Source organism: Agrobacterium sp. OT33 (genome assembly GCF_017313365.1).
GTDB lineage: Bacteria > Pseudomonadota > Alphaproteobacteria > Rhizobiales > Rhizobiaceae > Agrobacterium > Agrobacterium rhizogenes_A.
In genome coordinates this window covers 100,526-113,323 of record NZ_JAFLMZ010000006.1, presented here as the reverse complement: position 1 = coordinate 113,323, position 12,798 = coordinate 100,526, and the positions used below count along the sequence as shown (strand labels likewise).

At 58.0% G+C, this 12,798-nt stretch carries 11 protein-coding genes; 3 read left to right on the top strand and 8 right to left on the bottom strand.

The annotated features are described in order from the left end of the window. Window positions 1-3: 3 nt before the first annotated feature. Complete coding sequence (locus JZX88_RS15555) at window positions 4-1,227, bottom strand: lytic murein transglycosylase (protein WP_110758351.1); 1,224 nt, start codon at window positions 1,225-1,227, stop codon at window positions 4-6. A 195-nt stretch (window positions 1,228-1,422) separates the two neighbouring features. Between JZX88_RS15555 and galU the strand changes: the two genes are divergently transcribed. After that, window positions 1,423-2,310, top strand: a complete 888-nt coding sequence (gene galU, locus JZX88_RS15550) for a UTP--glucose-1-phosphate uridylyltransferase GalU (protein ID WP_065117358.1) — start codon at window positions 1,423-1,425, stop codon at window positions 2,308-2,310. A gap of 56 nt (window positions 2,311-2,366) precedes the next feature. Here the strand turns inward: galU and uppP are convergent, their stop codons facing one another. Next, window positions 2,367-3,869 (bottom strand): polysaccharide biosynthesis protein UppP, encoded by a 1,503-nt coding sequence (uppP, locus tag JZX88_RS15545; protein WP_206914086.1) that lies wholly within the window; start codon window positions 3,867-3,869, stop codon window positions 2,367-2,369. Between the two features lie 420 nt (window positions 3,870-4,289). On the opposite strand from uppP, the gene JZX88_RS15540 reads away from it, so the two are divergent. Together JZX88_RS15540 and JZX88_RS15535 are read left to right on the top strand one after the other, a co-directional pair. Beyond that, on the top strand, window positions 4,290-4,655 hold the full coding sequence (locus JZX88_RS15540) for a PAS domain-containing protein (protein ID WP_065117360.1): 366 nt from the start codon (window positions 4,290-4,292) through the stop codon (window positions 4,653-4,655). A 60-nt stretch (window positions 4,656-4,715) separates the two neighbouring features. Beyond that, window positions 4,716-5,711, top strand: a complete 996-nt coding sequence (locus tag JZX88_RS15535; RefSeq protein WP_110758114.1) for an SIS domain-containing protein — start codon at window positions 4,716-4,718, stop codon at window positions 5,709-5,711. 15 nt (window positions 5,712-5,726) lie between these two features. Here JZX88_RS15535 and JZX88_RS15530 read toward each other — a convergent pair whose 3' ends face one another. From JZX88_RS15530 to JZX88_RS15505, 6 genes are all read right to left on the bottom strand, one after another. Then, a complete protein-coding gene (locus tag JZX88_RS15530) occupies window positions 5,727-6,191 on the bottom strand; it encodes an NfeD family protein (protein ID WP_206914085.1) in 465 nt (154 codons plus the stop codon). 2 nt (window positions 6,192-6,193) lie between these two features. Next, the gene (locus tag JZX88_RS15525) at window positions 6,194-7,234 is read right to left on the bottom strand and encodes an SPFH domain-containing protein (RefSeq protein WP_065117363.1); all 1,041 of its coding nucleotides are present in this window, start codon (window positions 7,232-7,234) and stop codon (window positions 6,194-6,196) included. Between the two features lie 59 nt (window positions 7,235-7,293). Beyond that, window positions 7,294-8,328, bottom strand: coding sequence for a ferrochelatase (gene hemH, locus JZX88_RS15520; RefSeq protein WP_110758112.1), 1,035 nt, complete (start codon window positions 8,326-8,328; stop codon window positions 7,294-7,296). A 350-nt stretch (window positions 8,329-8,678) separates the two neighbouring features. Next, on the bottom strand, window positions 8,679-10,592 hold the full coding sequence (locus JZX88_RS15515) for a 5'-nucleotidase C-terminal domain-containing protein (protein WP_206914084.1): 1,914 nt from the start codon (window positions 10,590-10,592) through the stop codon (window positions 8,679-8,681). A 222-nt stretch (window positions 10,593-10,814) separates the two neighbouring features. Then, window positions 10,815-11,189 (bottom strand): outer membrane lipoprotein Omp10, encoded by a 375-nt coding sequence (omp10, locus tag JZX88_RS15510; protein WP_065117365.1) that lies wholly within the window; start codon window positions 11,187-11,189, stop codon window positions 10,815-10,817. A gap of 149 nt (window positions 11,190-11,338) precedes the next feature. Further along, complete coding sequence (locus JZX88_RS15505; RefSeq protein ID WP_206914083.1) at window positions 11,339-12,784, bottom strand: homospermidine synthase; 1,446 nt, start codon at window positions 12,782-12,784, stop codon at window positions 11,339-11,341. Window positions 12,785-12,798 lie beyond the last annotated feature (14 nt).

Here is a 12,798-nt window from a genome sequence, read left to right as displayed (position 1 = left end):
TTATCAATTGCGCAGGGCTCTGAGCAATCGCTGCGACGGCTGGCCGTCATTTTCCATGCCCATGCGGGACTGGATGGCGCTGATGGCGGCTTTCGAACCGGAGCCGAAATTGCCGTCGATCTCGCCGTCGTAATAACCGAGTTCCTTCATGCGGGTCTGGAGTTCGAATTTTTCACGAATGTCCAGCGTGCCGTCCGGGCGCGGCCATTTCTGCTGCATGCCACCATAACCGGCGATCTCATCCGCAAGCAGGCCGACGGCCAAGGCATAGCTGTCGGATGCGTTGTATTTCTTGATGGTGAAGAAGTTCTTCATCATCAGGAAGCCGGGACCGTTTGCCCCGCCCTGCATTTTCAGCATGGCGCGGTCGGAACCGCGGGTGAAGTTCTTACCGTTCGGACGGGTGAAGCCGAGCTTTGCCCATTCCGAAATGGTCTTCGTCTGGCCTTCATAGCGGGCGCCGCCACGCGGCACGGCGGTTTCATAACCCCAGGTCCGGCCGGGTTCCCAGCCGTTCTTGGAAAGAAGATTGGCAGCGGTCGCCAGCGCGTCGGGAACCGAGTGCCAGATGTCGCGCTTGCCGTTGCCATCCGCATCCACCGCGTAAAGCAGGTAGCTTGTCGGAATGAATTGGGTGTGACCCATCGCCCCGGCCCAGGAGCCCGTCAGCTGCTTCGGCGTCACATCGCCCGCCTGGAGAATCTTGAGCGCGGCGATCAGCTGCGTGCGTGCGAATTTGGCGCGCTTGGGATCGGAATAGGCGAGCGTGGCCAGAGCCTGCGGAATATTGTGCAGCCGCTCCGGCTTTTCGAGAACCGCGCCGTAATTGGATTCCATCGACCAGATCGCGAGAATGATGTGTTTGTCGACATTGAAGTTGCGCTCGATCCAGTTGAGGGTTGTCGCATGCTTCATCTTCATCTCACGGCCGATCCGTACCGTGTAAGGGTTGACGCGGGAATCGAGATAATCCCAGATCTGCGTGGTGAATTCCGGCTGGAAGGTCGCCTTGCGCAGCGCGTCCGGGTCCGGTTCGCTGACGCCGGCGAAGGCCTTCTGGTAGGTCGCCTTGCTAATGCCTTCTTTCGCGGCTGTTGCGTAGAACTGGTTGATCCACTGTCTGAATCCGGCATCGGCATGGGCCGAAACGGGTGTCAGCGAGATCACCAGACCTGCAACCATCATGCAGCCGAATTTGCGGACATCTGAAAGGATCATCTTTGTCATCGTCAGTCTTTCGTTCTCTCGAATGTCATTTCGATTGCGAAAACGCATCGGGCGTCATCATGGATAACAAAAGAACGTCAACAAATTCTTTACCATTAATAGATGGTAGCGTCACCCTTTACAAAACGTTGTTATTTTTGAAATAACAACAGCGTGCGGGGATTGTGATCAAGTTTTATCTCTCAGGAGGGATATGTGGTAGAACAGAAGAAAATTCGGAAGGCCGTATTTCCGGTCGCGGGCCTCGGCACCCGTTTCCTGCCCGCAACCAAGGCGGTTCCGAAAGAAATGCTCACCGTCGTCGACAAGCCGGTCATTCAGTACGTCGTCGATGAGGCGGCGGAAGCAGGCATTGAGCATTTTGTATTTGTCACTGGCCGCGGCAAGGCGGTGATCGAAGATTATTTTGATATTCAATTTGAACTCGAACAGATGCTGCGTGAGCGCAACAAGAATGCCGAGCTGACATTGCTGGCCGGCCTTCTGCCCAAGGCGGGTACGGCAAGCTTCACGCGCCAGCAGGTGCCGCTCGGTCTTGGCCATGCGGTCTGGTGCGCGCGCGATATCGTCGGCGATGAACCTTTCGCCGTGCTTTTGCCCGACATGATCATGCATTCGCAGAAAAGCTGCCTGAAGGGCATGGTCGAACTCTACGACCAGACCGCCGGCAATGTCATCGCGGTGCAGGAGTGCGCTCCCGACCAGACACATAAATACGGTATCGTCGGTGTTGGCGATGCGGTCGGCGAAGGTTTCAAGATCACCGAAATGGTCGAAAAGCCGGCCAAGGGGACGGCGCCGTCGAATTTCTATATCAACGGCCGTTACATCCTTCAGCCCGAGATTTTCGATATTCTTGAAAATCAGGAACGCGGTGCCGGCAACGAAATCCAGCTGACGGATGGCATGCTGACGCTTGCCAAGTCGCAGGAATTCTCCGGCTATCATTTCCGTGGCCAGACCTTCGATTGCGGTGCCAAGGATGGCTTCATCCTCGCAAACGTCGCCTTCGCCCTTGAACGCGCCGATATCCGTCCGGCGATCGAAGAGCCGATCAAGACCCTGATCGACGGGTTGAAGTAATCGATACCAACAGCCAAAGAAATCCCGGCCTTCGCGCCGGGATTTTTGTTTGGCGATTATCGTTTGAGGACAAGTCCTGCGCCGACGCGGAATTCGCTGCTGTCATAGACCGGTGTCCACTGGTAGCTGACGTCCGCAGTCAGGTCGAGATAGCGGTTCAGTCCCCAGGTCAGTCCGGCGCCGGCCGTATATTCCACGGCGTTTTCCATGTCGGAGGAGGGGAATGTGCGATGCACGATCTGCCCTGTCAGTCGCGCCACCAGATTGCTGCGCAATTCGTGGGTCAGGCCGGCATCCAGCCGATAGGAGATCCAGCCGCCCTGCGGGCCGCCGGCAAAATCCTCAATCGTCGTGCGCAGGCCGAGATTGACATTCGTGCCGCGCTGGGGCGACCAGTTGAGTTCGCCATCCAGCGTCAGGGCGTCGATGGCGGCGAGACGGTCGTCATCATATTGTTTGCGCAGATAACCGATGGCGGCCTCGCCGCGAGTCTTCTCGCCCAGGTCGACTTCCGTCCCGATCTTGGCGCCATAGGAGTTGGAAGAACGGGCGTAACCCGAATTGTCGAGACGCCTGTCATATTTGGTTGTGCCAGCATTCAGCTCCAGGAAGGGAATGAGTGCCGGCGACAGTTCGTAGCCGATGCGTCCGCGCAGGTTCGCGCTGTTCTGGTCGCGGTCGCTAAGGCTGATCGGCCTTCCATCGAGACCTTTCGCATCCGTATAGACTGTGCGCGACAGATCGAGCGCCGCCAGCCCGCGAAGCCTGCCGAAATCCCGCTCTATCGACGCACCGGTGGTGAAGCGATGTTCACCGCCCTGCACGGCAGCGCCAGTCAGGGCATTCGGGTCCGTTGTGTCTTCACGGCTGAATTCGTAGCCGGCCCTGAGGTTGGCCCTTGTCTCTTCACCGAGATCAAGACGCAGATCTGCCTCTATCCGCGCCCGTGGCTCTTCGCCATCCTTGTCGCCGCCGAAATTTCTTTCCCAGGCACCATCGCCGGTCACCGTCAGCGCGTGACGGGACCAGTCGCTTGTGAGCGTGCCGCGTATGCCCGTCGTCAGATAGTTGCGTCTTGAGGGACCGCCGGTATTCGTCTGTTTTTCCGTATTGATCGTCTGGCTGATCGAAGGCCGCAGCAGGAAGGTGCCGAGCCGGATGCCGGGGGTCTGGCCGGGTTCGGTGGCTATTCGGGGATTTTCGCCGCCATCCACCGTCGGTTCATAGGGGTTCTCCGCGTCGGCATAGGCTTGACCCGCTTCGTCCTGCTGCTCGTAAATCGGGTCGCCGGGATTGTTCGAAGGACGCCAGAGTTGCGGCGCGGGCGCAGGTGTCGCCTGCGCTGTGCCTGTGCTCGCGTCTGCGCCGGTGCCCGTCGCCGCGGGGGCCGCAACGGTTCCGTCTCCGGCAGTCGTGGCGCCAGGCAATAACGGTGCAGCGGTGGTCGCCGTCTGCGCAAAAGCGCTTCCCGTGGCAGGGCAAAGAAGCGTGCAGGCAAGCAACAGGGTTGCTGCTTTCCGCGACGTCGGCAGACGTGTGGCGGCGCCCTTCACATTCATTCCTCTTCACCCGGCGAATTTGGCCGATGCCGGATCGAAGCTCGCCGGATCATTTCTCTCCGGCCTCAAGAATGGGAGGCCGATGAAATGACGTAGGAGAATCTGGGACCAGACAGACGACGCACGTTTTAACATCGCTTTAACAATAGGTTTTTTATGGTTAACAGTTGATAAAGATCACCGGAGTTTCAGCACTTCGGCAGGCGCGGGAAAATCGGCGTATCTTGCAGTCACTTGCCGGGTTCGCATGTCTTTCAGCCGGATGACCGGGGAGAACATGCCGCAATGCAAAATATTTCTAATATGATAAGATTTAAACGTTTCAATTTGGCACGGAATCGCCCTATGATTTAAAGGAATTGGTTTTTCTATTGCTTGGCAAATCCTGTTGATTTTTATTTTGTGTGACAGCGTCGTTTCATGAATCCCGTTTTGAATATCAAGCAGGTCGGTTTTTATTGCTGGGATATTACCAACGACCGATTCTATCTGGATGAGGTCTGCGCTGAGCTTTTTGGTATTCCGCTAAAGCAGGCGATGCAGGGCATCAGCATTTTCAAGATGCTCGAAAAGGTGGACCTCGACCATCGAAACAATGTGATTGAAACCGCGTTGATCACCCTGAAGGCTGCCAGCTTCTACCATCAGGAATATGCCGTTCGCCGCGACGATGGTTCGGTGTCGTGGATAAGGACGGTCGGACGGTATCTGGTCGATGAAGAGAATATCCCCTTCAAGCGGCTGGGAACGATGGAGGAAATTTCTCCGCCGGACCTGCGGCACTAAAAAGCTGCGCTGTCTGGCTGCAGAGTGGACTTCTTCCGGATGAAAGAGTAACAGTCGGCCATGATTACGCGCGCCGTCAAACTGGTTGAAGACAATGCCATCGAATCCGCTGTGCGGACGATTTCGGTGGAGCGGGCTGGCCTTGCCGCCCTTGAGGATGCTTTGAGGAACGGACTTTCCGAGCCGTTTTGCAAGGCGATCGAAACCATCGGCCAGTCGAATGGCCGACTCATCATCACTGGCGTTGGAAAAAGCGGCCATATCGGTGCCAAGCTTGCTGCCACCTTCGCCTCCACGGGAACGCCTGCCTTTTTTGTGCATGCGGCCGAGGCAAATCACGGCGATCTGGGCATGATTGGCGGCGATGATGTGGTGCTGGCCATTTCAAAAGGCGGCGAAAGCGCGGAACTGCGCAGTATTATCAATTATTCGCGCCGTTTTTCCATTCCACTGATCGCACTGACCTGTTCGGAGACCTCATCGCTGGCGAAGGCCTCCGATATCGTGCTTCTGATTCCCAATGAACAGGAAGCCTGCCCGCTCGGCCTTGCACCCACGACCTCCACATTGATGCAGCTGGCGCTTGGCGATGCCCTGGCAGTCGCGCTCCTGGAGGCACGGAATTTCACCGCCGGCGATTTCAGGGTGTTTCATCCCGGCGGCAAGCTGGGTGCCAGCCTTACGCTGGTCGGCGATATCATGCATATCGGCGACCGCGTACCTCTGGTCGCCAGGGGAACGGCCATGCCGGAAGCGGTCGGCGTTCTCGCTCGCAAACATTTCGGCTGCGTCGGCATTCTGGATGAGGATGGGCGTCTATGCGGCATCGTCACCGAGGGCGACATGGCGCGCAACCTATCGCGCAACCTCGCCGAATTGACGGTGGATGACATCATGACCTCCACGCCGAAGACGGTCAAAAAATCGGTTCTGGCGACCAGTGCGCTGGCTACTCTTGAAAAGTTCCACATTGGCGCGCTGATCGTGGTCGATGATGATAACCGACCGATCGGGCTGGTGCATTTCCACGATCTGTTGAGAATTGGCGTGGCCTGAGGCCGGTTCGTCCTGTTATCGGTCTATCGGTTCGATCGTCAGCGTGCGGCCGCGTGCCGAAGAAATCCTGACGCGGGTTCCGGCGGGAAGGTCCTCGCCATTCACCGGCCACCACGTATCGTCCAGTCTTATGCGGCCACGCCCCTCGACAATCGGCTCTTGCAGGGTCGCGGTGCGGCCGACCAGACTTGCCTCCCGCTGGTTGAGGAACGGTTCATCGGAGGCGTCCCTGTTCCTGCCGAAATATTTACGGCCGAGCAGGGCAAATGCGACCGAGAGCGCGGCAAACAGAACCAGCTGCAATTGCCAGACCCAATAGGCCGCATCCCATAAAAACAGCGAAAATGCCCCGATGACCAGCGCGGCAAGGCCGATCCAGATCAGGAAGACGCCCGGAGCGACGAGTTCGGCAGCCAGAAGCACGAAGCCGACAATCCACCAGCTCCATGGTCCCAGATCAGTGGCAAGCCGTTGCAGCATCGTTATTTCTCCGATGAAGAGCCGAAGGGATTGCCGGGAATGGTGACGTTGACCGTCTGACCGGAAGGTCGCGTGGGCGGCACAGAGCGGGACGGTGCGGGAGCGGACGGCGCATCGCCCCTGTCGCCGAACACTTCTTTCGCAATCGTGCCGATGCCGCCGAGCGAGCCTATCAGCGCCGAGGCCTCCATCGGCATCAGCACGATCTTGGAATTCTTGGCGGTACCGATTTCTGCCAGCGCCTCAGTATATTTCTGCGCGACGAAATAGTTGATGGCGTGGACGTTGCCGGCGGCAATGGCCTCGGACACCATCCGGGTCGCGTTGGCTTCGGCTTCGGCGAGGCGCTCGCGCGCCTCGGCATCCCGGAATGCCGCCTCGCGCTGGCCTTCCGCTTCGAGAATGGCGGATTGCTTTGCGCCTTCCGCGCGCAGAATCTGGGCGTTGCGGGCACCTTCTGCCTCAAGCACCTGCGCGCGTTTTTCTCGCTCGGCCTTCATCTGCCGCGCCATGGAATCGACGAGGTCCTTCGGCGGCGCGATATCCTTGATCTCGATACGGGTGACCTTGATGCCCCACGGCCCCACGGCCTCATCCACCACGCGCAGAAGGCGATCATTGATGGCATCGCGGTTCGACAGCAACTCGTCGAGATCCATGGAGCCCATCACTGAACGGATGTTGGTCATGGTAAGGTTTTCGATTGCCATTTCCAGATTGGCGATCTGGTAAGCGGCCTGTGCGGCGTTGAGCACCTGGTAGAAGGTGACGGCATCGGCGGAGACACTGGCGTTGTCACGGGTGATGACTTCCTGTGTCGGTATATGGAGCACCTGCTCCATCACATTCATTTTCGAGCCGATGCTTTCGAAAAACGGCACGATGAGGTTGAGGCCGGGCTCGAGCGTGCGGGTGTAACGCCCGAACCGTTCAACCGTGTAACGATGCCCCTGCGGCACGGTCTTGATGCCGGCAAACAGCACCAGAATAACCAGAACAACCGCCGCTATGACGACGATGTCGAAACCGCCCAATGCAATCATCACTTTCCCTCCAAGGATCGAAACTGTCGGGGATTTACCCTAACAACCTTATGGCAAGATTACACCCAGCCTTGCAACTCCCGTCTTACAACCTTTTCGAGAACGGTCATTCCCTCGGCGCTGTCGTTCAGACACGGAATATGGGTGAATTTCTCGCCGCCATTGTGTAGGAAGATTTCCCCGGCTTCACCGGCAATTTCCTCCAGTGTCTCAAGACAATCCGATACGAAGCCGGGATTCATCACGGCGATGCGCTTGATGCCCTCCGAGGCCAGCTTTTCCACGGTCTTGTCGGTATAGGGCTGCAGCCATTCTTCCGGTCCGAAACGCGACTGGAAGGTGATCATGAAATTCTTCTCGTTCAGCCCCAGCGCCTGTCGCAGCAGACGGGCGGTTTTCTGACAATGACAATAATAGGGATCGCCCTTTTGGAAGTATGACTGAGGAATGCCGTGGAAAGAGGTGATCAGCATCTCCGGTTCCCAGTCCAGCGTCGCCAGATGGTTTTTGACGGAAGCGGCAAGCGCGTCGATATAGGCCGGGTCGTCGTGGTAGGGCGGTACGGTGCGCAACGCAGGCTGCCAGCGCAGCTTCATCAGATGTTCGAAAGCCTTGTCGTTCACGGTTGCCGTGGTCGATGCGGCATATTGCGGATAAAGTGGGAAAAGCAGGATTTTTTCGCAGCCCTGCTCCTTCAGCGCGTCGATTTTCGAGGCGATGGAGGGTTGGCCGTAGCGCATCGCCCAGTCGACGACGACATTGGGCAGATCCTTCAACGCTTCCGCCATCAGTTCGCCCTGGCTGCGCGTATAGGTGCGCAGATAGCTTTCATTGTGCTCGTGGTTCCAGATTTCCTCATAGGCCTTGCCGACCTTTTGCGGGCGCTTGTTGAGGACAATGCCGTACAGGATTGGATACCAGTAGAGACGCGACCACTCGATCACGCGCTTGTCGCTCAGAAACTCCGCCAGATAACGGCGCATCGGCCAGTAGTCCGTCCCATCCGGCGTGCCAAGGTTGACGAGCAGGACGCCAACCTTGCCAAATGTTATGCGGGGATGGTTTGCGGGGAGTGCGGATAGTTCTGTCGCCATGAATGACACCCTGAAACTCGGACTGGTTGCGCAGGAGCTTTCCCGTTTGAGATAAGGGGCGGAAAGGCTCCATCTTCTTTGTTTTCCGCATGTCGGGCGTAAACCGAAAGGCTTTTGCCAGAGATGCACGAGCTATACGCCCGTATCGTCGATTTGTTCACGTGTTCTAGACGAAATTTCTCAGGATTGAACCACCAGGGAAGGTGATTTCCCCGGTTCGCCGGCCGGGATGTCGTGCTTTGACAAAACACAATCTGTAATGGCCTGTTTTAACAGGAAAAATAAGAAGCCGGCCCCCTGTTCGAAGGCCGGCTCCCGGTCTGCGGCAAATTGCCCTGTCTCGTTAAAGCTTATTGGGCCGGAAGCTCCAGCTCCTTGCCGATCTCGATATGGTTCGGGTGCTTCAGCGTGTTGGCCTTGGCGATCCGGGTCCAGAGAGCGCCGTCACCATATTTTTCCGCCGCGATCTTCCACAGCGAGTCGCCCTTCTCGACGATATATTTGCTGGCGGCTGCGGCTGCCGCAGCAGGCGCAGTTGTTGCCGGTGCGGTCGCAGCCGGTGCCGGAGCCGCAGTGGTGGCCGGGGCTGGCGCTGTCGCAGCCGGGGCGGGTGCTGCCGGTGCGGGCTGTTTTGCTGGCGCGACGTAATCCGCAGGGGTTACGTCGGTAATGCGTCCATCGATATTGGGCTTATAGGGGCTGTTGGCGCTGATATAGGCTGCAACCGCATCTTCGAGGCTTGGGCCGAAATCATAGGGATTGACCGCCTTGGTTGCGAAGACCTTGTAGCCATCACCGCCCGAGCGCATGTAGTTGTTGGAGACGACGCCGTAGGTCTTGTCGGGATCGAGCGGCACGAAGCCGTCACCTTCCTTGACTTCGACGGAAACGACACGGCTGCCGGCCGGTTTGGAACGGTCGAACGAATATTTGAGACCGGCGACCTGGGCAAAACGTCCTGCCCCTTCCTCGATCTGGCCCGCGCCGTTTTCAAGGGCGGCCACCACATCCGAACCTTTCAGCTGGAACGTGGCGATGGAGTTCTGGAACGGCAGAACCGTCAGGACTTCGCCCATCGTCACCGTGCCGGCATCGATGGAGGCGCGCAGACCGCCGCCATTCTGGATGGCGATGGTGATGCCCTGATCCTTGACGCGGTCCAGCAGCGCGTCGGAAACGAGGTTGCCCATCGTGCATTCCTTGGCGCGGCATACTTCCCGCGATCCGTCGATGACGGTTTCCGAAGAGCCGATTTCCTTCTTCTTCATTTCCTCGAGCGGGCCGGCAAGTTCCGTCACACGCTTGGTGAAGCCCTCGTCCGGCGTGACGGAGGCATCGAGAAGCTTCGGCGCGCCTTCGGCGGATTTGACGACGCCATTGTCATCGAAGGTTACGGTGGTGTCGCCGAGATATTTCGAATAGGCATAGGCCGTCACGATCGGGACATCGATCCCCGACGGGTTCTTGACGAGTGTGGGATAGGGGCCGGCGGCCTTGGGGTCGGTGCTGGAAAGCAGGGTGTGGCTATGGCCACCCACGATGACGTCGATACCGTCCACCGCCTGCGCTATTTCCTGATCCCTGACATAACCGACATGCGAAAGCAGCACGATCTTGTTGACGCCCTGGTCCTGAATTTCTTTCACGGCACCTTTCAGATAGGTGACCTCGTCTTCGAAGCTGATCTTGTCGCCCGGCGACGAGGTTTCGTTGGTGTCGGTCGCAAGCACGGAAACCACGGCGACCTTCTGGCCACCCAGATCCTTGATGACATAACCCTTGTACTTATCCGCCAGAATGGAATCGGCTGCCGCCTTGGTGTTTCCGGAAATGATCGGGAACTTCAGCGCGTCGATGAATTTCAGCAGTTCTTCCGGGCCGTCATCGAATTCATGGTTGCCGATCGCCATGGCATCGAAGCCGATACCGTTCATGAACTCCGCAACCGGCCCGCTCTTGTACTGCGTGTAGAACAGGGAGCCCTGGAACTGGTCGCCGGCATCGAGAACGAGGAGGTTGGCATCGCTGCCCAGTTCGCCGCGGCGCGCGTCGATCGCGCTCTTCACGCGGGCGATGCCGCCGAAGCATTCGTTCTTTTCCGTTTCGGTGGCGGAGCAGGTCGAATCGAACTTGTTGATCGCCTCGATGCGTGAGTGCAGGTCGTTGATGTGAAGAATGTTAAGTTTGTAGTCGGCCAGAGCGACCCCGGCTGAAAGCGTTATTGCGGAAACGCTCAGCATGCCCAGTCCCAAAATTCTTTTCATCGTCCCTCTCTCCTGTCCAGATCACAATCCGGGCCTGTTGATCATCGTCAGCCCGCAGTTCCCACTCAATCTCTAGTCCGAAAGTATGTCAGTCTTTCAAAGCGCGATGTTTCCATTTAGCGGCTATCGCCGCAAGCGAAATTATGACAGGTCCGCAACAAAGAAAAACGCACGCCTGAGGCGTGCGTTTCATAAGGTCATTCCATTGAAAAGACGGGGTTATCAGCCCTGGCGTGTCAGCGAGAACTGGCTGTTCGTGTCCGTCGTGCAGTTCAATTGTGACGGGGACACGAGGGCGCAGTTGACGCGCGACTGCGTATTGCGCACGAGCGATGTCATGTTGATTTCGTAGAGCGTCGGCGAAATCGTGACATAGGTGCCGGAGGCCAGGAGCGTGTTGGTGTCCGTCGAACGGGTGGAGAAGGAGCCGTTCTGGAAGGTCGACACGATGCCGTTGCGGTCGATCCAGCGGCCATCAACGGCCGGGCCGCGGGAAAGCGAAGGCGCCATCGAGGTCTGCTGCGAGGGACCCGGTGCGACGCATGAAGACACCGCCACGGCGGCACAAAGCAAAGCAGCGCTTGTCTTGAAGTTCATGAGCCTGTTCTCCTGCGATTCGATGAAATCTTCTGTGTTTCGACCATGCCGTGAAGCGTTCCTTATTTCAAGGCAACGTTGTTCGCTCTCCCCGGTTCCTGACGCCGTGCAGGAAAGCGTCGGCGTGACAAATATGAGACTCCGATCCCTCAGCGCACCAATATGTTGCGGAACTGCCAGGGATCGGACGTATCGATATTGTCGGGAAACAGGCCGGGGCGGCCGTCGAGTGGCGTCCAGTCGGTGTAATGCCCCTCGACCGGGCCGAGATAGGGGCGCTGGACTTCGAGGCAGCGGCGGTAATCCATCTCGTCGGCTTCAACGATGCCGGCCTGTGGATTTTCGATCGCCCAGACCATTCCGGCCAACACGGCCGAACTGACCTGCAATCCGGTCGCATTCTGATTGGGGGCCAGCGAACGCGCTTCCTGCAGGCTCAGCCGCGAGCCATACCAATAGGCGTTTCTGTCGTGGCCATAAAGCAGAACGCCCAGCTCGTCGGCGCCGTCAACAAGCTCTTCTTCGCCAAGCACATGCTGGACAGGCTGCGGGGTGCCGCCATTGCCGAAAAGTTCATGCAGAGAAAGAATGGCGTCGTTGCAGGGGTGATAGGCATAATGACAGGTGGGGCGGTAGGTCACATCGCCACCGTCGTTGCGGACGGTGAAATAATCGGAAATCGAAATCGCCTCGTTATGGGTGACGAGGAATCCATATTGCGGCCCCTGTCCCGGACACCAGGTCCGCACGCGGGTGTTGGCGCCGGGCTGATCGAGATAGATCGCCGCCTTGTTTCCCTTCTTCTGCTTTTTCGCGTTTTTCGGCATCCAGTTTTCATGTGTGCCCCAGCCCAGTTCGGCGGGTTGAAAACCTTCGGCAATGAATCCCTCGACAGACCAGGTGTTCCAGAACGCGCCAAAAGGCTTCGGTTCCTTCGCCCTCTGTGTGTCGCGCTCGGCCACATGCACGCCCTTGACGCCAAGCTGTTTCATGAGCTTCGCCCAAGCTTCCCGGTCGTGGGGTTGCGGCTCCTCGATCTCAACGCCGAGATCACCGGCGAGATTGACCAGCGCCTGTTTCACGAACCAGGATACCATGCCCGGATTGGCGCCGCAGGTGGAAACCGCTGTCGTGCCGCCCGGCCTGCGCGCCTTTTCCTTCAGCATGGTCTCGCGCAGTGAATAATTGGTTCTGGATGCATTGTCGGCCTTTGCATCGAAATAGAAACCGGGCCATGGCTCGACCACGGTGTCGATATAAAGCATGCCATGCTTGCGGCAGATCCGCATGAGATCGACGGACGCGGCATCAACCGAGAGATTGACGCAGAAGCCCTGCCCCTGAACACCCTTGAGAAGCGGCTTGAGGACTTCCTTGTAATTTTCTTTGGTCAGATGCGTGCGGATATGGCGAATGTTCCTTTCGGCCAGAAACGCCGCGATGTCCTCGCGCGGATCGATGACGACGAGGCGGGTCCTGTCGAAGTTGAAATGACGTTCGATCAACGGAAGAGTGCCGCGCCCGATGGAGCCGAAGCCGATCATGATGATGGGGCCGTCAATATCGCCGTAAATCGGGTGGTTTGCGTCCGTCATTCGTCAATTTTCCT

What these genes read in the sequence shown, in the direction of transcription:
- JZX88_RS15555 (WP_110758351.1), bottom strand. Translation starts at nt 1,227, where the DNA reads ATGACAAAGATGATCCTTTCAGATGTCCGCAAATTCGGCTGCATGATG.
- uppP (WP_206914086.1), bottom strand. Translation starts at nt 3,869, where the DNA reads ATGAATGTGAAGGGCGCCGCCACACGTCTGCCGACGTCGCGGAAAGCA.
- JZX88_RS15540 (WP_065117360.1), top strand. Translation starts at nt 4,290, where the DNA reads ATGAATCCCGTTTTGAATATCAAGCAGGTCGGTTTTTATTGCTGGGAT.
- JZX88_RS15535 (WP_110758114.1), top strand. Translation starts at nt 4,716, where the DNA reads ATGATTACGCGCGCCGTCAAACTGGTTGAAGACAATGCCATCGAATCC.
- JZX88_RS15530 (WP_206914085.1), bottom strand. Translation starts at nt 6,191, where the DNA reads ATGCTGCAACGGCTTGCCACTGATCTGGGACCATGGAGCTGGTGGATT.
- JZX88_RS15525 (WP_065117363.1), bottom strand. Translation starts at nt 7,234, where the DNA reads ATGATTGCATTGGGCGGTTTCGACATCGTCGTCATAGCGGCGGTTGTT.
- hemH (WP_110758112.1), bottom strand. Translation starts at nt 8,328, where the DNA reads ATGGCGACAGAACTATCCGCACTCCCCGCAAACCATCCCCGCATAACA.
- JZX88_RS15515 (WP_206914084.1), bottom strand. Translation starts at nt 10,592, where the DNA reads ATGAAAAGAATTTTGGGACTGGGCATGCTGAGCGTTTCCGCAATAACG.
- omp10 (WP_065117365.1), bottom strand. Translation starts at nt 11,189, where the DNA reads ATGAACTTCAAGACAAGCGCTGCTTTGCTTTGTGCCGCCGTGGCGGTG.
- JZX88_RS15505 (WP_206914083.1), bottom strand. Translation starts at nt 12,784, where the DNA reads ATGACGGACGCAAACCACCCGATTTACGGCGATATTGACGGCCCCATC.